Raw genomic sequence first — 19,701 nt, 5'->3', positions numbered from 1 at the left:
GGGTCAGCCGGCGAAGAACTCCGGGCCGCCCTCGGGCAGGGCGGGGGCCTCGCCGGTCGCCGCCGCCCGCCTGGCGAACTCGCGCAGGCCGGCGACCTGCCGCCCGCCCAGCGAGAAGTCGAGGGCGCGGAAGTACGTGGCCAGCGTCGCCGCGTCGAACGGCTCCCAGCGGGCCGCCGCCTCGGCCACCTGGTCCAGCTCGGCCAGGCACAGGTCACGGGAACGCAGGAACGCCTCGTGCACCTCCTTGACCAGGCCCGGGTGGGCGGCGGCGAAGTCCCGACGGACCGCCCAGACGGCGAAGACCATCGGCAGCCCGGTCCACTCCCGCCACGCCTGCCCGAGGTCGGTCACCGCCAGCCCCCGACCCGGCGCCTCGTAGAGCGCACGCAGCGCCACGTCGCCGATCAGCACCCCGGCGTCGGCCTCCAGCAGCATCTGGGTCAGGTCCGGCGGGCAGCGGAAGTACTCCGGTTGGACGCCGTACCGGTCGGCGAGCAGGAGTTGCGCCAGCAGCACCCCGGTCCGCGAGGTCGAGCCGAGCGCGACCCGACGGCCGTCCAGCTCGGTCAGCGGCCTGGTGGAGACCACGTTGACCGAGAGCACCGGCCCGTCGCTGCCCACCGCCAAATCCGGCAGGAGCAGCAGTTCGTCGGCGTGCCGCAGGTATTCCACCTGGGAGATCGGGCCGATGTCCAGGTCACCGGCGACCAGCGCCGCGCTGAGCCGGTCCGGCGAGTCCTTGTGCAGGTCGACGTCGAGCAGCGCGCCGGAACGCATCAGCCCCCAGTAGATCGGCAGGCAGTTCAGGAACTGGATGTGCCCGACCCTGGGACGTGCCACGCGCTCAACCATGCCCCGACCGTATCCCCGCCGGCCCGTACCGGCTCACCGGGAGTCCCGGACAGTGGCCAACCCCGCACCGCCGGCCAGCGCCCGGGGCCGCCCCGTCAGGGGCCGTCACATCACCGGCGACGCAGCAGGGCGCGGGTGTCGATCTCGAACGGAAACGGGCCGTCGGCGGTCAGCGTCTCGCCGCCCTTCGCCACCACATGCTCGACATAGTGCCCACCGTCGAGGCGGAACAACCGCAGCGTCACCGAATCCGGCTGCTCGGATTCGACGAGTAGGTACCACCCGATCCGCGCAGCGGCGTAGAGCTGCATCTTCAGTAACCGGTCAGCGCCCGCATTGCCTGGTGAGACCACCTCACCGACCAGCACCACGTCCGAGGCGTCGATGATGGTGACGTCGTCGATCGGAGTCACCACGAGGTCGGGGATGAAGATCCGACCGGTGGCCAGGCGAACGTTCACCGCTTCGTAGGCCCAGAGGCCGACCTCGTCGGCCGACGGGTCGATCAGATTGGCCAGCCGTCGCGAGATGTGCTGATGGCGTGTGGTGGGTGCCGGACTCACCAGCAGACTGCCGTCGAACAGCTCGATCCGATCGGCGGTCTCGCCGAGCTCGAGATACTCGTCCTCGCGCCACGGACCCACATGCTCAAGCACGGCTACGCTCATCGACGACTCACCTCCTGACGAATCCTGTCACAAGGGTGCCACGCGGACCGGCGCAGACGGCCGAAAACCGGGTGGAGCGGGAGGGAGGGCGGGGCGTAGTGTGGTTGACCGCTCGACGGCCGTGGTGAGGTAGCCACCGCAGCGGACGTCCCCACGCGCCAGGAGACCCTTCCTGGATACGCGGGCGAGCCGATCGAGACCGTCAAGAGGATCACCGTGCCCGCAACCGAAGAACGCGGCAGCGCACACCCCCGACCAGCACACCCCGGACAAGCACACCTCGAAACAGAACTGGACGCCGAGCGGGCCCACCTGGCAACCTCCCGGCAGGCCCTGGGCCGGATGCGCGACCGCGCCGAGTCGCTCTTCGCCACCGGCGACAAGGTCGCCGGGGACGCGTACACCGCCGAGCAGCTCGGCCGGCACCTGGCCCGACGGGTCGCCGAGCTGGCCGACGACCCGACCACCGCGCTCTTCTTCGGCCGGCTGGACTTCGGCCCCGCCGACCCGGAGCACGCCGGCCGGGGCTACCACGTCGGCCGGCGGCACGTCACCGACGACCGGGGCGAACCGCTGGTGCTGGACTGGCGGGCCCCGGTCTCCCGATTGTTCTACCGGGCCAGCGCCCGTGACCCACAGGGTGTCGCGGTACGACGGCGGTTCGGGTTCAGCGCCGGGTCGCTGACCAGCTTCGAGGACGAGCACCTGGACCGGGGCGAGGAGTTGGGCACGGCCAGCCGCATCCTCACGGCCGAGATCGAACGCCCCCGGGTCGGGCCGATGCGGGACATCGTCGCCACCATCCAGCCCGAGCAGGACGAACTGGTCCGGGCCGACTTGGCTGACTCGATCTGCGTCCAGGGCGCCCCGGGCACCGGCAAGACGGCGGTCGGGCTGCACCGCGCCGCGTACCTGCTCTATCTGCACCGGGAACGGCTGCGCCGGGCCGGGGTGCTGATCGTCGGACCGAACCGGGCGTTCCTGTCGTACATCGCGGCGGTGCTACCCGCCCTCGGCGAGGTCGAGGTGGCCCAGGCCACCGTGGAGGACCTGGTCGCCCGGGTGCCCGTCCGGGCGGTCGACGATCCGCCGGTGGCCGCGCTCAAGCATGATCCCCGGATGGCCGAGGTGCTGCGTCGGGCGGCGGACCAGCTGATCACCGCGCCGACCGAGCCGATCATGGTGTCGGACGGGTCGTTCCGCTGGCGGATCGGCCTGGAGCCGCTGCACCTGGTGGTCGAGGAGACCCGGCGGGAGGGTCTGCCGTACGACACCGGGCGGGAGCGGGTGCGGGCCCGGGTGGTCGGGTTGCTGCAACGGCAGGCCGAGGCCCGCCGGGCCGAGTCGCCGGGCGATGCCTGGCTGCGCCGGATGGGCAAGGCCCGCCCGGTCACCGACTTCCTCGACGCGGCCTGGCCGGCGCTCACCCCGGAGGGGCTGGTGCACGCGGTGCTCGGTGACCCGGCCGTGCTCGCCGCCGCCGCCGACGGCCTGCTCACCCCCGCCGAGCAGGCCCTGCTGCGCGGCCCGGCAGCCACCGACCCGACGGGCACCGGACCCACCGGCACCGGACCGGCAGGCACCGGGTCGGTCAGGCGTCGGTCGGGGGCCGGCCCGGCGGTGGGCACGAAGCTCGGCCGCACACCGAAGGCGACCCGGTGGACCGCCGCCGACACGGTGCTGATCGACGAGGCGGCCGGGCTGATCGAACGGCCCGTCGGGTTCGGGCACGTCGTCGTCGACGAGGCGCAGGATCTGTCGCCGATGCAGTGCCGGGCCATCGCCAGGCGCAGCGAGCACGGTTCGATCACCCTGCTCGGCGACCTGGCCCAGGGCACCGCGCCGTGGGCGGCCACCGACTGGCGGGAGTCCCTGGCCCACCTGGGCAAGCCGGACGCGGTGGTGGTGCCGCTGAGCGTCGGGTTCCGGGTGCCGGCCGTGGTGGTCGCGTTCGCCAACCGGCTGCTGCCGGCGCTGGCGGTCGACGTACCGCCGGCGGTGTCGTTGCGTCGTGACGGCGCGCTCGACGTGCGTACCGTGACCGATCTGGCGGCGGCGACGGTGGCCGAGGTGCGCACGGCGCTCGGGCACGACGGTTCGGTCGGGGTGATCGCCGCCGACGACGCGGTGGAGGGGCTACGGTCGGCGCTCGCCGCGGCCGGGGTGCCGACCGCGACCGCCGACGACGTGGCGGCCTCGGCGCGGGTCACCGTGGTCCCCGCGACCCTGGTCAAGGGCCTGGAGTACGACCACGTGGTGGTCGTGGAGCCGGCCGCGATCGTGGCCGCCGAGCCGCGTGGCCTGCACCGCCTCTACGTGGCGTTGACCCGGGCGGTGTCCCGGTTGTCGGTGCTGCACACCGCCCCGCTGCCCGGCCCGCTGGCCGATCCGTCGGACGGCCCGACGGCCTGACCCCACCTGACCGCCGGCCGACCCAGCGCACGCCGCCGGCCCGGGCCCCGCTGTCCGGTGGCCGACCCGGACGGCCGACGGCTCGACTTTGTGTTTTAAAGTAGTTTGCATGACCCCCGAAGACGACGCCCCGATCGACGCCGCCGCCGCGATGCGGCTGATCCGCGAGCAACAGGCCAGCACCGTCCGTGGGCTGGAACCCGACCCCCGGGTGCACTACTGGCCATGGGGGTTCGCCTGGCTGATCGGCTTCGGGGTCTACTTCCTGCGGTTCTCCCCCGACGGCCGCACCATCGTCGCGATGCCCGCCTGGCTGCCGCTGACCGTGCTCTTCGTACTGCTCGCCGCCGCCGCCGTGGTGTTCGGGGTGGGCAGCGCCCGCGCCTACCGGCACGTCGCCGGCGAGTCGGCCCGGCGCGGCAGGTGGTACGGCACGGCGTGGGGCCTCGGATTCTTCGGCCTGTCCGTGGTGATCGGCCGGGTCACCGACAGCCTGCCGCCCGAGCTCGCCGGGCTGCTCTGGTCGGCGCTGTCGGTCGGGCTCACCGGTGCCCTGCACATGGCCGGCGGCGCGATCTGGCTCGACCGCACCCTGTTCCGCCTCGGCGTCTGGCTCACCGCCGTCAACATCGTCGGCGTCGTCGCCGGCCCCGGCTGGCACGCCCTGGTGGTGTCGGTGGCCGGCGGCGGCGGACTGCTGGTGGCCGGCGCGCTCGCCCGGCGGCGGCACGGATGAGCGAGCTGGACCCGGTCATCCACGCCCAGGCCCGGCTGCGGGTGGTGGTCACCCTGGCCACCCTCGCCGACGGCGACCGGATCACCTTCCCCCGCCTCCAGGAACTGCTCGCGATGACCGCCGGCAACCTCTCCGTCCACCTGCGCAAGCTGGAGGACGCCGGCTACGTCGAGATCGACAAGACCCACCGCGGACGCACGCCGACCACCCTGGTCCGGCTCAGCCGGCGCGGACGGCGGGCGTTCGAGGAGTACACCGAGAACATCCGCGCCCTGCTCGACCCCGCCGACCCCCGGGAGCCCCGATGATCCTCGCCCATGCCGACCAGGCCACCCGCCGGTACGGCGACGTCCTCGCCCTCGACCGGGCCGACCTGACCGTCTCCGCCGGCGAGCTCGTCGGCCTGCTCGGGCCGAACGGCGCCGGCAAGAGCACCCTGATCAACCTGCTGGTCGGGCTGCGCCGGCCCACCGCCGGGCAGGTCGAGCTCTTCGGCGGCGACCCCCGCCGGCCGGCGTCGAGGCGGCAACTCGGGGTCACCCCGCAGGAAACCGGACTGCCCGGCACCCTCCGGGTCGGCGAGGTGGTCGACTTCGTCTCCGCGCACTATCCCGACCCGGTGCCCCGGGGCGAACTGCTCGACCGGTTCGGCCTCACCGACCAGGTACGACGGCAGACCGGCGGGCTCTCCGGCGGGCAGCGGCGGCGGCTCGCCGTCGCGCTGGCGTTCGTCGGCCGGCCCCGGCTGGTCGTCCTCGACGAGCCGACCACCGGACTGGACGTCGAAGCCCGGCACACCCTGTGGGAGGCCATCCGGTCGTTCCACGCCGACGGCGGGACGGTACTGCTGAGCAGCCACTACCTCGAAGAGGTCGAGGCGCTGGCGCAGCGGGTGGTGGTGCTCGGGCAGGGCCGGGTGCTCGCCGACGACAGCACCGACGCGATCAGGGGCATCGTCGGCGTCCGCCGGGTCAGCCTCGTCGCCGACGACCTGCCCGCGCTGCCCGGCGTGGTCGCCACCGAACACACCGAGGGACGTACCCACCTGCTCACCACCGACGCCGACCAGCTGGTCCGCGACCTGGTCACCGCCGGGGTGACGTTCCGCGAGCTGGAGGTCCGCCCCACCTCGCTGGAAGAGGCGTTCCTCGCCATCACCGCTGACCCGGCCACCACCGACCCGGCCACCCCCACCGGCGCAGCCGTCGCCGCCCGACCCACCGCCTGAGGAGCCGACGCCGTGCCGCTCACCCTGGTCCACGCCCGCTACCAACTCCTGGAGACCCTCCGCATCCCCGTCGCCGTGGTCGGCAGCGCGTTCTTCCCCGCCGCCGCGATGCTCTTCTTCGTCGTCCCGTTCGCCGGGGACGATCCGACCGGCGCGACCTACGCCACCGCCGCGATGGTCACCTTCGCGGTGATGAGCGCCAACATCTTCCAGTACGGGATCGGCGTCGCCGAGGACCGCGACCAGCCGTGGAACCCGTACACCCGGACCCTGCCGGCCGGGCCGGGACCCCGCCTGGCCGGGCGGATCCTGGCCGGGCTGGTGCTGACCTACCTGTCGATGCTGCCCGTCGTGGTCATCGCGGCGGTCGCCACGGCCGCCCGGGTCACCCCGGTCGGGCTGCTGCTCGGCGCGGCCACCGTGGCCGTGGTGTCGGTGCCGTTCACCCTGCTGGGGCTCGCCATCGGCTACTCGCTGCCGAGCAAGGCGGCGATCGTCGTCGCGCAGGTCATCTTCTTCCCGCTGGCCTTCGGCGGCGGCCTGCTCTCCGCGCCGGGTGACGCGCCCGGCTTCATCCAGACGATCGCCCCGTTCCTCCCCACCCGGGGCGCGGTCGAACTGATGTGGGCGGCGGTCGGCGACTGGCGACCCGACCCGCTCGCCCTGGCCATGCTCGGCGTCTGGATCGTGCTGCTCGCCACGGTCTCCGGCTGGGCGTACCGGCGGGACGAGGGTCGCCGGTTCAGCTGACCTGTACGCCGCTTCGGCCCGGGTGGCCGCCGCCCGGTGCCACGATGCCGGCAGGGCGTCCACCCGTACGCCCCACAGCCGAGAGGGGCCGACGTGCGCACCGTCGCCGCGGGCACGCCCTGCTGGACCGACCTGGCGACCCCCGACCTGGACGCCGCCAGGCGGTTCTACCCGGAGCTGTTCGGCTGGACCGGCCGGATCGCGCCCGAACCCGAGCGGGCCGGCTACACCACCTTCCACCGGGACGGCCGGGCGGTGGCGGGTGCCGGCCCACCTGCCGACCCGGGCCGGGAGCCGGTCTGGTCGACGTACGTGGCGACCGACGACGCCGACCTGGTCAGCACCCGGGTCGGGGCGGCCGGCGGTCAGGTGCTGGTCGCCCCGTTCGACGTCCTGCACGCCGGTCGGATGGCGGTCTTCGCCGACCCGGCCGGCGCGGTGTTCAGCGTCTGGCAGCCGATGCGGACGCCCGGGGCGGAACTGCTCGACGCGCCCGGGGCGATGTGCTGGAACGAGCTGGTCAGCCCCGACCCGGAGGGCGCGAAGGTCTTCTACGAGCTGGTCTTCGGCTGGCACCCGGAGGAGCAGCCCGCCGGCGGATCCGGCTACACCGGCTGGCGGTGCGGGGCCCGGATCGTGGCCGGGATGCTGCCCACCCCCGACCCGGCGCGGCCGGCGTACTGGTCGGTGTTCTTCGCGGTGGCCGACGTCGACATGGCCACCGCCCGCGCCACCACCCTCGGCGGCACCATAATCACCCCGCCCCGGGACACCCTGCTGGGCCGCCGGAGCACCCTGCGGGACCCCGCAGGGGCCCGGTTCTCCCTGCTGTGCCCCGCCACCGAACCCGCCTGACGACGCGCCGCAGGTCAGCGGCGCGGTGGGCCGGGTCGGCTGGGCACCACCAGCGGACCGTGGTCGCCGGGGACGACCCGGACCCGGGCCCGGTAGTGCCGGGACAGCAACTCCTCGGTGAGCACCTGGTCGGGCGGGCCCGCCGCGACGACCCGGCCGTCGGCGAGCAGCACCATCCGGTCGGCGTACTCGCCGGCGACGGAGAGGTCGTGCATGGTGGCCAGCACGGTCAGGCCGTGCGTGCGGCGGAGCTGGTCGACCAACTCCAGCACCTCCTGCTGGTGGCCGATGTCCAGCGCGCTGGTCGGCTCGTCGAGCAGCAGCAGGGTGGCGCCCTGGGCGAGGGCGCGGGCCAGGAACACCCGCTGCCGTTCCCCGCCGGAGAGGGTGGCCAGCTCCCGCCCGTGGAACCCGGTCAGGTCGAGTCGGTCGAGGACGTCGTGCACGACCGCCAGGTCGGCCGCCGACTCCCGGCCCAGCGGCGCGACGTACGGGGTGCGCCCCAGCAGGACGTAGTCGAACACCGACATCCCCGCCGGCACCACCGGGGACTGCGCCACCGTCGCCACCACCCGGGCCCGCTCCCGGCGACGCAGCGCGCCGGACGGCGTACCGAACAGGGAGACCGCGCCCGGGGCGGGCAGCAGGCCGCCGACGGCGCGCAGCAGGGTCGACTTGCCGGCGCCGTTCGGCCCGATCACGGTGACCCACTCGCCGCTGTCGACCGTCAGGTCGACGCCGGCCAGGATCACCTCCCCACCGAGCCGCACGTGCAGCCCCCGCACCTGCACCGCCGGCACACTCATGGAAATACCCGGCGGGCGGTGCGCAGGACCAGGACGAAGAACGGGCCGCCGAGCAGGGCGGTGACCACGCCGATCGGGATCTCGGCGGGGGCGGCGGCGGTCCGGGCGACCACGTCGGTCAGCGCCAGGAACGCCGCGCCGAACAGCAGCGACAGCGGCAGGATCACCCGGTGGCTCGACCCGGCGAGCAGCCGTACGGTGTGCGGCACGATGATCCCGACGAAGCCGATCAGCCCCGAGGCGGAGACGGCGGCGGCGGTGCCCAGCGAGGCGGCGGCGATCAGCAGGTAGCGGGAGCGTTGCGGGTGCAGCCCGAGGCTGCTCGCCTCGTCGTCGCCGACGGAGAGCACGTCGAGTTCCCGCCGGTGCAGCAGCACCACCACGGTGGTCAGCACGAAGTAGGGCAGGATCAGCCGCACGTCACCCCAGCCGGCGGTGCCGAGCCGGCCGAGCAGCCACGAGTAGACCTGCTGGATGCTGTCGGAGTGCCGTTGCAGCAGGTACGTCTGCCCGGCGGCGAGGAACGCGGACACCGCGACCCCGGCCAGGATCAGGGTGGCCGGGGAGCGGTCCCGCCCGCCGGCCGCCCCGAGCAGGTACGTCAGGGCGACCGCACCGAGCGAGCCGACGAACGCGGCGAGCGGAATGGTGACCGGCATCCCGGTCAGCGCGCCGCCCGCCCCGATGCCGCCCAGCGTGATCACCGCGGTCACCGCGAATCCCGCGCCGGCCGCCACCCCCAGCAGGTACGGGTCGGCCAGCGGGTTGCGGAACACCCCCTGGTAGCAGCCGCCGGCCAGGGCGAGCAGACCGCCGACGAGCAGGCCGAGCACCACCCGGGGCAGCCGCAGCTCGGTGACGATCGCGATCTCGCGTTCGGTGAGCCCGCTGTCCAGGCGTACTCCGGGCAGCAGGTTGAGCAGTTCGGCGGCGACGCTGCCGGGCGGCAGGCTGACCGGCCCGAGGGACACCCCGGCGACCAGGGCCACCAGCACGGCGAGCACCCCGGCGGCGAGCCAGCGCTTGCGCAGGCCGGCCGGCCGGGGCGTACCGGTGACGCGGGCCGGCCGGGACGCGTCGCGCGTCCCGGCCGGTGCGGGTGTGGTGGACCGCACGGTCACCGGACCGTCACGCGGGCACCTTGGCGGTGGCGTCGACGATCGACCGGAGCAGGTCGACCACGCGCGGGCCCCAGCGCGAGGCGACGTCGTCGTCGAGCGCGACGACCTGGTTGTTCCTGACGGCGGTGACGCCGGCCCAGCCGCTACGGGCCTTGACCGTGTCGGCGCTCTGCTGGCAGCACTTGACGTCGGCGAGGAAGACGAAGTCGGGGTTCGCCTTGACGATGACCTCCTGGGAGAGCTGCGGGTATCCGCCGTTCTTGCCGTCGGCGTCGGAGGCGTCGGCGATGTTCTCCAGGCCGGCCAGCGTGTAGATCGAGCCGATGAAGGTCTTGCTGGTCGCGCTGTACAGCTCCGGCCCCAGCTCGTGGTAGTAGGTCAGCTTCGTCGACCGCTGCGGCAGGTCCTTGGTGAGCTTGCCGATCTCGTCCTTCATCCGGGCGGTGACGTCGGCGGCCTCGGTCGGGTGGCCGGTGAGGGTACCCAGGTCGGCGAGCTGCCGGTAGGTGTCGTCGAGGGTGGTCGCCGCCGGGGTGAGCAGCACCGGCACCTTCAGCGCGGTGAGCTGGGCGATGATCTTGTTGGTGTCGTTGGCGAGGACCACCAGGTCGGGGTTCTTGCCGGCGATCGCCTCGGCGTTGGGCTGGAAGCCGGACAGCTCGCTCTTGGGCGCGTCGGCCGGGTAGTTCGACTGGTCGTCGACGGCGGTGACCTGCTTGCCCGCGCCGATGGCGAAGAGCATCTCGGTCGCCGTGGGCGACAGCGAGACGATCTTCTCGGGCCGCTTGTCGAGGGTGAGGTTGCCCACCGTGGCCGGGAAGGCCGCCGCGCCGGAACTGCTGCCGCCGGTGGCGGGGGTGTCGTCCGAGGTCTTTTCGGCGCACGCGCCGAGGGCGAGGGCCGCCACCGCGAGGGTCGCGGCGAACAACCGGGGGGTACGTCGGAACATCTGGCCTCCTGTCGGTCGAGGAGCGTGGTGCTTCGCCGACAGGGAGCGTGTGCGCGCCCGTCCGCGAGGCGCCCTTCCTCGAGAGCGCGTGTCGCGACCGACCACAGGCGACCTGGCTCGTCCCCACACACGGCGACGCCGGCCACGTCGGGCCGGGCGTCGCGGCGGCTCCCGGCGCAGGGCGGGGAGCCTCGGTGGGTCATCACAGTTGCGGGACAGCGCCGGTTTCGCACCGGCTTCGCTGCGGTCGATCGGGTGCCACGGTAGCGCACGACCAGCGAAGATCGTCCGGACGGAGGGGGTGGGTGGGGCCCCGTCGGGGGCTTACGGGACCCCACCCGGAGTCAGGTCAGCGGGGTCAGCAGTACGTGCTCTGCTTGTTGATGACCCGGTAGGGGCAGTCGGCGTACTCGGACAGGAGCAGCACCGCCTCCTTGTTGCGGGAGGTCTGGGCGGGGATCACCTCGTCGGGCGGGTAGAAGCCGCCGCCGGCTCCGGACTCCCCGGGGTACATCTCGAAGGTGTACGCCCAGATCTTGTGGGTCGCCCACATCCAGTCGAGGCTGTCGCCGTCGGTGATGTAGAGGTCGCTGGACTGCTCGGGGGTGTAGCCGTTGGTGGCCGCCATCCGCTGCCCGAGGGTGGCGAAGGTGTTGTACTGGTCGGCGGTCATCCCGCTGGGGGTGTTCGCCGTGGTGTAGCCGAACGGCCAGAGCACCAGCTGCGAGTAGGTGTGCCAGTCGATGTTGGCCTTGATCTGCTGCACCCCGCCGACGACCCGGCTGTTGACGAAGTCCCGCAGCGCCTTGGTCTCCGGCGCGGAGAACGCGGACGGCCCCCGGTAGGTGCTCGACGACGGCGCGCCGGACGAGCCGCCGCAGCAGCCCCAGTTGTAGCCCCAGTTGCGGTTCAGGTCGGTGCCGACCGCCGCCGCACCACTGTTGGGCTGCCGGTTCTTGCGCCAGGACCGGTAGGAGCCGGTGGCGATGTCGTACTCGCTGCCGTCCGGGTTGACCGTGGGGACGATCCAGATCTCCCGGGAGTTGACGATGCTGGTGATCCGCGAGTCGGTGCCGTAGCTGTCGGTGAACAGGTTGAGCAGGTAGATCGCCATCTCGACGGTCAGGTGCTCGCGGGCGTGCTGCTGGGCGTTGAACAGGATCTCCGGTTCGGCCTCGTCGGTGCCGACGTTGTCCGAGATCTTCACCGCCATCAGGTCGCGGCCCTCGTACGACCGGCCGATGCTGATCTTGCGGGCGATCGCCGGGTGGTCGGCGACCACCTGGTTGACCACGGTGGTCAGCTCGGCGTAGTCGTGGTAGTTCGAGTCGGCCGGCGGGAAGGCGTTGGCGCGGGCGCCCTCGGCGGGGGCCGGCTCGACCTCCCGTTCCAGTCGGAAGCCGAGCCGGGTGATGGCGGCGGCCTCGGACCGGTTGGCCGAGACGTACAGCACGCCGTGCTCGGCGGAGTCGATGGCCGCGCCGGTGCGGGCGACCGCGTTGCGGTCGGCGAGGGTACGCGGGCCGAGCACGCGGTAGCTGACGGCGGTGGGCTCGGGCTCCGGGGCCGGGCGGGCGGAGACCGGCCCGGTGGCGACGGCGGTGAGGCCGAGGCCGGCGACGACGGCCAGCGCCAGGCGACGCCGGAAGGGGGAGGTGCGGAAGGCCATGGACGTCCTCCTCGGGGTACGGGGTATCCCGTTGTGCGCCCACTTCACCAGCAGTCACATGGTCATATCAATATCCGTGACTATCTCCCACCATCCCGACCGGATCGTCATACCGGCAATGGTTTTCCCGACGACGCCCTCTGGCGAAACTTCCTGCCAGGCGGGACAGTGAACGGCAACGATTCCCCACCCTGCGGAGTTGCCATGTCCAGCAGAGCCCTGCGCACCGTCGCCCTGGTCGGCGTCGCCACCCTCACCCTGCTCGCCAGCACCGCACCCGTCCGGGCCGGCGGCCCCACGCCCGCCGGGGCGCACCCACCTGCCGGGGACCGTCCACCCGCCGGGGACCGCCCGCCTGCCGGTGGGCACGACGAGCAGATCACCTTCCAGGAGTGGTCCCGCTACCCCGACTGGCGGGCCGGCACCCACCGGGGCACCCACGCCGCCCCCGGCGACCACGCCGGCCTCACCATGGGCCGCCCCGCCGGCACCATCGAGTTCACCGACGAACACACCGGCACCACCCGCACCTGGGAATACGCCACCTGGACCTCCCCGCCCACCCCGATCGGCTTCGACGCCACCGAACTGGTCGCCTCCTGGAACGCCGACACCCCCGCCGGCACCTGGCTCCAGGTCGAACTCCAGGGCACCTACTCCACCGGCGACCACACCCCCTGGTACGTGATGGCCCGCTGGGCCTCCGGCGACCGGGACATCGCCCGGGCCACCCTGGACGGTCAGGGCGACCCCTGGTCCAGCGTGTGGACCGACACGTTCGCCATCGACGACGCCGACGCCGGGGTGCTGCTGCGGTCGTACCAGCTCCGGTTGACCCTCTACCGCGCGCCCGGCCAGGCCGCCGCACCCCGGGTCCGGATGCTCGGCGCGATGAGTTCGTCCGTGCCGGACCGGTTCACCGTCACGCCGAGCCGGGGCCGCATCGCCTGGGGCACCGAACTGCCGGTGCCCGCCCGCTCCCAGATGATCCACCGGGGCAGCTACCCCGAGTGGGGCGGCGGCGGCCAGGTCTGGTGCAGTCCGACGTCCACCGCGATGGTGCTGGAGTACTACGGCAGGCTCCCGTCGGCGGCCGACCTGTCCTGGATCGACCCCGGCCACCCCGACCCGCAGGTTGTCCAGGCCGCCCGGATGACCTGGGATAACGAGTACGAGGGCGCGGGCAACTGGCCGTTCAACACCGCATACGCGGCCAGCTTCCCCGGCATCGAGGCCCGGGTGACCCGGCTGCACTCCCTCGACGAGGTGGAACGCTTCATCCGCGCCGGCATCCCCGTGGTCACCTCACAGTCCTTCCTCGACACCGAGCTGGACGGCTCCAACTACGGCACCTCCGGGCACCTGTTCGTGGTCGTCGGCTTCACCGCCGACGGCGACGTGATCGTCAACGACCCGGCGTCCGCGTCCAACGCCGAGGTGCGCAACGTCTACCGACGCGACCAGTTCGAGCAGATCTGGCTGCGGACCAAGCGGCACCGGGCCGACGGGACGGTGGCCGGCGGGTCGGGCGGCATCGCCTACCTGATCAAGCCGACCGACCGCCCCTGGCCGATCGTCCCCGGCTCGACCAACTGGTGACCCAAATCAAGATCCACTCTCGGGAGCCGAAGTAGCGGTATCGCCAGACAGCGACACCGCCCCTGAGTCAACCTGGAGTGGATCACGCCCGGTAGGACGCGGTGCGTCGCTGGTGCCCGGTGATCAAGAGGTATGCGTCAGGTTGACGATCAAAGTTGGCGCAAACCTCTTGATCACCGCGGCGGGCGGGGGCCGGAGAGGGCGCGGGGCGTGTCCGCGCGGGGGGCGGGGATCAGGGGCGCGGGGCGTCCCCGCCGGGGTGGTCGTCGCCGGCCAGGGCGGAGCGGAGCCGCTCCTTCTCCGCGCGTCGCCGCTCGGCGGCGGCGGCCACCTCCTCGGCCATCTGGTCCCGCCAGCCCCGGAGCAGGAAGAACGACGCGGCGGCGGAAAAGATCAACGCCACCATCAGCTTCAGGAAGAGGTTCATCCCGACCGGCCACAACGCCGCCACGACCACCAGGAACAGCCCGATCCGGGCCAGCGTGTACTTCACCGCCGCGCTCACCGGACCATCCTCATCCGCGACCGCAGGGCTCGCACACCCCGCTCGCTGCTCGCGCCCACGTTGCCCACTCCTTGCTTCTGCGTCGGAACGCCGCCGTCGGGTGTGGCTCAGCCCGTCCGTCGGGCCAGCCAGTGCACGCCCTGGAACCAGAGCACCGCGTACCCGACGGTGAACGCGAGCGCGGCCAGCCCGCCGGTGAACAGCGGCGCGAGCCCGGCCGCCAGGCCCGCCACCAGCAGCCCGGCGAGCACCGCGACCACCGCGGCGGACAGGGCCGCGACCACCCTGGCCGCGCCGAAGTCCCAGGCCCGGAAGTCGTCCCAGAACAGCCAGGCCGGCAGGATCACCGCGAGCCAGCCGTTGGTCCGACCGAAGTCACCCGCGCCGGCCACGGCGAACGCCCAGTCGAAGAGCACCAGCGCCAGCAGGCCGATCAGCCAGCCGGCCAGGCTCACCCCGAGCAGGTCACCCAGGGTCAGGATGCGTCCCTCGGCGTCCCGGCGGGGAAACCCGCTGCGCTGCTGCGCGGTCGGCTGCTGTCCGGTCATGGTGTGACGAGCATACGGCCGGGTCAGGCCCAGACCTGCTGCGGCTCGGCACGCCGAGACGAAAGCGACGGCGCACGGTCGTACTCGCGGACGACGTTGTAGCGGGTGTCCCGCTCCACCGGCTGGAAACCGGCGTCCCAGATCAGGTGCAGCAGGTCGTCACGGTGCATGGTGTTCGGGGTGCCGTACGAGTCGGCGTCGTGGGTGATCTTGTATTCGACGACCGAGCCGTCCAGGTCGTCCACGCCGAAGTTGAGCGAGAGCTGGGCCACCGACAGGCCGTGCATCACCCAGAAGTTCTTCAGGTGCGGGACGTTGTCGAAGAGCAGCCGGGAGACCGCGAACGTCTTGAGCGACTCGGCCGGCGACGCCATGGTGGTGCGCGCCTGGATCCGGTTCCGGATCTTGCCGTCCGCCGAGTCGACGAAGTCGTGCTGGTAGCGCAGCGGGATGAAGACCGCGAACCCGCCGGTCTGGTCCTGCAACTCGCGCAGCCGCAGCACGTGGTCGACCCGGTGCCGGGGCTCCTCGATGTGGCCGTAGAGCATCGTCGCCGGGGTCTTCATGCCCTTGGCGTGGGCCAGCGCGTGGATCCGCGACCAGTCCTCCCAGTGGCAGGCGTGGTCGACGATGTGCTGGCGGACCTCCCAGTCGAAGATCTCCGCGCCGCCGCCGGTCAACGACTCCAGGCCGGCGTCCATCAGCTCGTCGAGGATCTCGTCGGCGGACAGGCCGCTGATCTTCTCGAACCACTGCACCTCGGTCGCGGTGAAGCACTTGAGCTTGACGTTGGGCAGCGCCGCCTTCAGCTCGCGCAGCACCTTGGGGTAGTAGCGCCAGGGCAGGGTGGGGTGCAGGCCGTTGACGATGTGCAACTCGGTGAGCTGCTCGTCCTCCATCTCCTTGGCCTTGCGGACCGCCTCCTCGATCCGCATCGTGTATGCGTCCTTCTCGCCCGGCTTGCGCTGGAACGAGCAGTACGCACACGAGGCGGAACAGACGTTCGTCAGGTTGAGGTGCCGGTTGACGTTGAACATCACCCGTTCGCCGTTCAACTCCGTACGCCGGTGGTGGGCCAGCCGGCCCAACCAGGTCAGGTCGTCGCTCTCATAGAGGGCGATCCCGTCCGAGCGGGTCAGTCGCTCCCCCGCGTACACCTTCTCTTCGAGCTCACGCTTGAGTCCGGCGTCCATCGAAAAGCCACGTCCCTTCCACCTGCGGTCCGATCGAGCCTACGTCGGACGACCGACAGGTCGGCAGGACGGGCACCGCCAGCGACCTACCTCACCCGTACTCCCAGGCTTCTCCAAGCCGTCTCCGCATCGACATCGTTGTCCCGGTGCGGTAAGACAGGATGGGACGCGGCGCACACCGGCGGCGTTCCGGGTCGCCGCGCCCCACCTCACGCGGTGACACCATCACGCGGCACAGGGAGCGGAATGGTCGACAGCGGGCACGGGCGACGACAGCGACGACGCAGGGTCCCGGTGGTCTCCCCGGTGCTGCGGCCGGCGCTCTGGTCGGCGCTGCTCGGCGCGGTCGCCGCGATGGCCCTGGCCACCCCGGTCTACGCCGACCCGGCACTGCCCAACACCGTTCCGGACACCGGTTCCCGACCGGTGGCGACAGGCACGCTGCGACTGCCCGGTGCGGCGGCCCCCGGCTACCCGACCGTGGGCCAGCCGGGCAGCTCGACCGCGCTGCCCGTCGGCGGGCTGCCGACCAGCCCGCTGCTGTCCCAGATCGACACCCTGACCGCGCAGAACGGCCAGCTCGCCGACCAGCTCCTCCAGCTCGAAAAGCAGCGCGACGACGCCCGGGTGCAGCTCACCGGTGTGCAGGGCGAGCTGACCCGGGCCCGGAGCGCGCTGACCGTTGCCGAGCAACGGGCCAACGCCGTCGCCGCGGACGCCTTCAAGGCCGCCGCCGCCCTGCCGCCCGGCGAGTTCGCCCGCGACCTGCACGGGCTGAGCGTCCTGCAACGGGTCTCCCGGGGTGAGCAGGCCGACGGCGAGACCACGGCGGCCTCCGGTGAACTCTCCCGGGCCCGTACGGCTGAGCAGGTCGCCGCCCAGGCGGTCACCGCCGCCACCGACCGGGTCCGGCGGGCCGAGGACCAGTTCGCCGCGGTGCAGAAGGCGCTGCGCGACAACGATGCCAAGATCGCCAAGCTGCGGGCCGACAACCAGGCCCAGCTCATCGCCCTGGAGAAGCAGCAGGAGGCCGCCGAGCAGAAGCTCGGGTCGGCGTACGTCGAGGGGCAGAGCAGCAGCGGCCTGAACGCCAGCCCGCAGGCGCTCGCCGCCGTGCGGTACGCGCTGGCGCAGCTCGGCGACCCGTACCTCTGGGCGGCCGAGGGGCCGGACCGGTTCGACTGCTCCGGTCTGATGTGGGCGGCCTACCGGTCGGCCGGCTACTACGACCTGCCCCGGGTCGCCCGCGACCAGTACTACGCCACCCGTGGCCGGACTGTCTCGCAGAGCGCCCTGCTCCCCGGCGACCTGCTCTTCTTCGCCTCGGGCAGCAGCTGGACGACCATCCACCACGTCGCGATGTACATCGGCAACGGTCGGATGGTGCAGGCGCCGCGCAGCGGGGACGTGGTCAAGATCTCCCAGGTGCGGTGGTCCGGCCTCTACGCCTCCACCCGGGTCGTCGGCGCGGTGACCACCCCCGGGGCCCCGGTCACCCAGCCCCCGCCGCCCACCCCGAAGCCCACCACGGCCTCGCCGAAGCCCACCACCCCCACCCCGAAGCCCACCACGGCGTCACCGAAGCCGACCACGCCCACGCCCCGGCCGACCGGCGGGTCGACCACCGCGCCGACGAAGCCGCCGGTCACCCCGAGGCCGTCGGCCACCACGGCGACGCCGACCCCCACGCCGACCAGGACCGCCGACCCGACGCCGAGCCTCACCGGTTCCGGCACCCCGGACCCGGAGGACAGCGGCACCGTGGAGAGCAGCCGGTCGGCGTCCGCCCCGGCGTCGGCGGGAGCCTCGGCGAGCACCGGGAACTGACCGGCCGGCACCGCCCCGACCGTCCCATCGGCACTCCGGCTGTGCCGACGGGACGAGATGTGGCACGGTGACACGAGGCACATCCGGTCACCGTTCGCGGGACGCGGATGCGAGGGGGCACGGAGGGCGATCATGGGCGAGCAAGAGGTTCCGGTGGGGCACGTGGACCAGGGACCGGTGCCCGACCCGGCCGGCCCCACCGCTCGCGCCGACGAGGCCACCCCGGCACCCGGCGACGCCCCGCCCCGCCCCGGCCGGGTCACCAGCACCCCGGTCCGGCCCGGCCCGGCCGTGGAAGGCACGGCCCGCGCCACGGCCAGCGTACGTACCGTGACCGCCCCGCCCGGGGGTGGCGACCTGCCGGCAGGGCCGGGCACCGCGACCACCTACCGGGCCGGCACCCCGACCGCCGCCGAGCCGGCCGTCCCGGCCTCCCGAACACCCGAGCCGGACGGCTCCGCCGGCGGCGACCCCATTCCGGGCGGCCCGGTCACCGTCCCGACCTCCCGGACATCCGACCCGGACACCGCCGGCAGTCCGGCCGGCCCGGCAAGTGTCCCCGGGCAGCGTGACGGCTCGGACGGCGGCCCGGCACGGGCCAGCGTCTCCGTCCCCGGGCTCAGCCGGGTCTCCGCCGCCGAGGCCGAGGACGCCGCAGCGGACGCGGGCACCCGGCCCGGCGACGCGGCCCCCGGGGTGTACCGGTCGACGCCGGTCAACCCGGAGCCGCCCGAGCCCGTGCAGCCCCCGGAGCCGGCACAGCCCCCCACCCCGCCGACACCGGAGCCGGAGCCCGCCCCCGAACCGTCGCCGGCCCCCACGCCCGAGCCCTCGACGCCGGGCACTCCCGAGCCGCCGGCCCCCGGTCCGTTCCCCGCACCGGTCCCGCCGCTGCCCGGTCCACCGCCGGGCCCCGTTCCGGTTCCTCCCGGCCCGGTCCCACCCGTACCGGGGCCGCCGCTGCCGCCCCCGGGCCCGGCGGTGCCCCCGCCCCCACCGCCGCCCGGCCCGATGCCGGCACCCCCGTTCCCCCCGCCGCCGGCCATGCCCGGCGCCCCGACGGCCTTCCGGGCCAGCGCCTCCGTCACCGCGCCCGCGACCGGCGGCACCGTCGCCCCGCCCACCTCGGCACCCCCGGCCGGCAGCCTCCCGACGCCTGCGGCTGCCGCACCCCCGGCCGCCACCTCCCCCGTCTTCAGGCCGCCCGTCTCCGCACCCCCGGCCACGACCCCCTCCGGGTCGACCCCACCGACTTCCGCACCCCCGGCCCCCGCCGCCTTCGCTCCGCCGACCTCCGCACCCCCGGCGGGTACCGGTGGAACGGGTGCCGCCGGCGTCAGCGCAGGCAGCGCGGAAACAAGCCGCACCGGAGCCGGCAGCGCGGGAGCAGCAGGTACGGCCATGCCGACGTTCCGGGCCCCGGTCGTACCCGATCCGGTGGGTGACGGCGCGACCTCGGTGCTGCCGGTGGTGCCGGCCCCGGCGCTGCCCACCTGGCCGGCGTCCGGGTCCGCGCCGCGCCGCACGGCCGGCGACGCCGCCCGTCCCTCCTCCGGTACGCCCTACCGGGGCGGCCCGAACCTGGCCAGCGTCGGCTACGGCGGCACCGACGGCCCGGGGCACGCCACGGTCGCCTTCCCGGCCGCCAACCCGGTGGAGAACTCCGGCTCGCTGACCGGGCACATCCTGGCCCAGGGCTGGTCCGACACGCCGGCACCGCGATCCAGGACCACCCGGGTGGTGATCGTGCTCGCCGCCTCGCTGGGGCTGCTGGTGGCGATCAGCGTGCTGGTCGTCCTGCTCGCCAACGACGTGATGGACGGGCTGGTCGGCGGCATGCTGTCCCAGTGAGGCCGGGCGGCGGGTGACGCCGGTGGAGGGGGCCGCCGGCAGGTGGCTGACGGCCCGGAACGGGTGAGTCCGCCCACTACCGGCTCGGGGCCCACTGGCGACGTCACCGGATCGCCGTACACTTGTCGG

17 protein-coding genes and 1 pseudogene are annotated in these 19,701 nt (G+C 73.5%); 9 read left to right on the top strand and 9 right to left on the bottom strand.

What is annotated here, in order from left to right; genetic code table 11:
* Positions 1-3: 3 nt before the first annotated feature.
* The gene (locus JQN84_RS13230; protein WP_204958649.1) at positions 4-855 is read right to left on the bottom strand and encodes a menaquinone biosynthetic enzyme MqnA/MqnD family protein; all 852 of its coding nucleotides are present in this window, start codon (positions 853-855) and stop codon (positions 4-6) included.
* Between the two features lie 110 nt (positions 856-965).
* Positions 966-1,523 carry a Uma2 family endonuclease gene (locus JQN84_RS13225; RefSeq protein WP_204958648.1) on the bottom strand — a complete coding sequence of 186 codons (558 nt, stop codon included), beginning with the start codon at positions 1,521-1,523 and terminating at the stop codon, positions 966-968.
* 291 nt (positions 1,524-1,814) lie between these two features.
* On the opposite strand from JQN84_RS13225, the gene JQN84_RS13220 reads away from it, so the two are divergent.
* The 6 genes from JQN84_RS13220 (at position 1,815) to JQN84_RS13195 (ending at position 7,504) form a co-directional block, all read left to right on the top strand.
* Positions 1,815-3,935: a HelD family protein gene (locus JQN84_RS13220; RefSeq protein WP_372445983.1), complete on the top strand. Its 2,121-nt coding sequence runs from the start codon at positions 1,815-1,817 to the stop codon at positions 3,933-3,935.
* A 109-nt stretch (positions 3,936-4,044) separates the two neighbouring features.
* The gene (locus JQN84_RS13215) at positions 4,045-4,671 is read left to right on the top strand and encodes a transporter (protein ID WP_204958646.1); all 627 of its coding nucleotides are present in this window, start codon (positions 4,045-4,047) and stop codon (positions 4,669-4,671) included.
* Positions 4,668-4,979 carry a winged helix-turn-helix domain-containing protein gene (locus tag JQN84_RS13210; protein ID WP_088646174.1) on the top strand — a complete coding sequence of 104 codons (312 nt, stop codon included), beginning with the start codon at positions 4,668-4,670 and terminating at the stop codon, positions 4,977-4,979. The genes JQN84_RS13215 and JQN84_RS13210 overlap by 4 nt, the downstream gene beginning before the upstream one ends.
* Positions 4,976-5,899, top strand: coding sequence for an ABC transporter ATP-binding protein (locus tag JQN84_RS13205; protein WP_239485281.1), 924 nt, complete (start codon positions 4,976-4,978; stop codon positions 5,897-5,899). The genes JQN84_RS13210 and JQN84_RS13205 overlap by 4 nt, the downstream gene beginning before the upstream one ends.
* Before the next feature lie 12 nt (positions 5,900-5,911).
* Positions 5,912-6,649, top strand: coding sequence for an ABC transporter permease (locus JQN84_RS13200; protein ID WP_204958645.1), 738 nt, complete (start codon positions 5,912-5,914; stop codon positions 6,647-6,649).
* 93 nt (positions 6,650-6,742) lie between these two features.
* The gene (locus JQN84_RS13195) at positions 6,743-7,504 is read left to right on the top strand and encodes a VOC family protein (RefSeq protein WP_204958644.1); all 762 of its coding nucleotides are present in this window, start codon (positions 6,743-6,745) and stop codon (positions 7,502-7,504) included.
* 14 nt (positions 7,505-7,518) lie between these two features.
* Here the strand turns inward: JQN84_RS13195 and JQN84_RS13190 are convergent, their stop codons facing one another.
* The 4 genes and pseudogenes from JQN84_RS13190 to JQN84_RS13175 form a co-directional block, all read right to left on the bottom strand.
* The gene (locus tag JQN84_RS13190) at positions 7,519-8,310 is read right to left on the bottom strand and encodes an ABC transporter ATP-binding protein (protein ID WP_204958643.1); all 792 of its coding nucleotides are present in this window, start codon (positions 8,308-8,310) and stop codon (positions 7,519-7,521) included.
* Positions 8,307-9,341, bottom strand: a complete 1,035-nt coding sequence (locus JQN84_RS13185) for a FecCD family ABC transporter permease (RefSeq protein WP_204958959.1) — start codon at positions 9,339-9,341, stop codon at positions 8,307-8,309. Before JQN84_RS13185 ends, JQN84_RS13190 begins: the two co-directional genes overlap by 4 nt.
* Positions 9,342-9,438: 97 nt before the next feature.
* Positions 9,439-10,380: an ABC transporter substrate-binding protein gene (locus tag JQN84_RS13180; protein WP_204958642.1), complete on the bottom strand. Its 942-nt coding sequence runs from the start codon at positions 10,378-10,380 to the stop codon at positions 9,439-9,441.
* Positions 10,381-10,741: 361 nt separating this feature from the next.
* A pseudogene (locus JQN84_RS13175) lies at positions 10,742-12,049 on the bottom strand (M14 family metallopeptidase); the annotation flags it as partial.
* A 204-nt stretch (positions 12,050-12,253) separates the two neighbouring features.
* Between JQN84_RS13175 and JQN84_RS13170 the strand changes: the two are divergent.
* The gene (locus JQN84_RS13170; protein ID WP_204958640.1) at positions 12,254-13,648 is read left to right on the top strand and encodes a C39 family peptidase; all 1,395 of its coding nucleotides are present in this window, start codon (positions 12,254-12,256) and stop codon (positions 13,646-13,648) included.
* Positions 13,649-13,880: 232 nt separating this feature from the next.
* Here the strand turns inward: JQN84_RS13170 and JQN84_RS13165 are convergent, their stop codons facing one another.
* From JQN84_RS13165 to mqnE, 3 genes are all read right to left on the bottom strand, one after another.
* The gene (locus tag JQN84_RS13165) at positions 13,881-14,153 is read right to left on the bottom strand and encodes a DUF4229 domain-containing protein (protein WP_204958639.1); all 273 of its coding nucleotides are present in this window, start codon (positions 14,151-14,153) and stop codon (positions 13,881-13,883) included.
* Positions 14,154-14,260: 107 nt separating this feature from the next.
* Complete coding sequence (locus JQN84_RS13160; protein ID WP_204958638.1) at positions 14,261-14,701, bottom strand: hypothetical protein; 441 nt, start codon at positions 14,699-14,701, stop codon at positions 14,261-14,263.
* 23 nt (positions 14,702-14,724) lie between these two features.
* Positions 14,725-15,894, bottom strand: a complete 1,170-nt coding sequence (mqnE, locus tag JQN84_RS13155) for an aminofutalosine synthase MqnE (RefSeq protein WP_204958637.1) — start codon at positions 15,892-15,894, stop codon at positions 14,725-14,727.
* Between the two features lie 246 nt (positions 15,895-16,140).
* Here mqnE and JQN84_RS13150 point away from each other — a divergent pair, with 246 nt between their 5' ends.
* Entirely contained in the window at positions 16,141-17,721 is a 1,581-nt protein-coding gene (locus tag JQN84_RS13150; protein ID WP_204958636.1) for a C40 family peptidase, read from the top strand.
* Between the two features lie 132 nt (positions 17,722-17,853).
* Complete coding sequence (locus tag JQN84_RS13145) at positions 17,854-19,572, top strand: hypothetical protein (protein ID WP_204958635.1); 1,719 nt, start codon at positions 17,854-17,856, stop codon at positions 19,570-19,572.
* The last annotated feature ends 129 nt before the right edge of the window (positions 19,573-19,701 follow it).

Origin of the sequence: Micromonospora humidisoli (assembly GCF_016900955.1) — a bacterium.
GTDB lineage: Bacteria > Actinomycetota > Actinomycetes > Mycobacteriales > Micromonosporaceae > Micromonospora > Micromonospora wenchangensis.
The sequence above is the reverse complement of the archived record's forward strand: the minus strand, read 5'-3'. Positions and strand labels throughout refer to the sequence as shown.